Annotated in this window: 1 protein-coding gene; it reads left to right on the top strand. The window is 49.9% G+C overall.

Annotated elements, in window-relative coordinates:
* Positions 1 to 861, top strand: an 861-nt coding sequence (locus tag ACG916_RS21490; protein ID WP_419378813.1) for an Ig-like domain-containing protein, incomplete at both ends; no start/stop codon positions are given.

Here is an 861-nt window from a genome sequence, read left to right as displayed (position 1 = left end):
CACTTACCCAGATGGCAGCAAAACCACAGTTGTTACGAGTCCAGATGGAACTTGGACAGTGCCAAATCCTGGTTTAAAAGATGGCGACGAAGTTAAGGCAATCGCGACAGACCCAGCAGGAAATAATTCATTACCAACGGTCGTCGTTGTAGATGCTATTCCACCAGCAGCTCCTGTAATAGATCCAATTGATGGAACAGATCCTATTACAGGTACAGCTGAGCCAGGTTCAACAGTCACAGTTACTTACCCAGATGGCACCAAAACCACAGTTGTTGCTGGTCCAGATGGAACTTGGACAGTGCCAAATCCTGGTTTAGATGATGGTGATGAAGTTAAGGCAATCGCGACAGACCCAGCAGGGAATAATTCATTACCAACAGTAGTCATTGTAGATATTGGATCTGACTCTGACAGTGACTCGGATTCTGACAGCGATTCTGACTCTGACAGTGACTCGGATTCTGACAGCGACTCGGACTCTGACAGCGACTCGGATTCTGACAGCGATTCTGACTCTGACAGCGACTCGGACTCAGACAGCGACTCGGACTCTGACAGCGACTCGGATTCTGACAGCGACTCGGATTCTGACAGCGATTCTGACTCTGACAGCGACTCGGACTCTGACAGCGATTCTGACTCTGACAGCGATTCTGACTCTGACAGCGATTCTGACTCTGACAGCGACTCGGACTCTGACAGCGACTCGGACTCTGACAGCGATTCTGATTCTGACAGCGATTCTGACTCTGACAGCGACTCGGACTCTGACAGCGATTCTGACTCTGACAGCGACTCGGATTCTGACAGCGATTCGGATTCTGACAGCGATTCGGATTCTGACAGTGACTCTGACTC

The organism is Acinetobacter legionensis (assembly GCF_048552295.1).
Taxonomy (GTDB): Bacteria; Pseudomonadota; Gammaproteobacteria; order Pseudomonadales; family Moraxellaceae; genus Acinetobacter.
The sequence above is the reverse complement of the archived record's forward strand: the minus strand, read 5'-3'. Positions and strand labels throughout refer to the sequence as shown.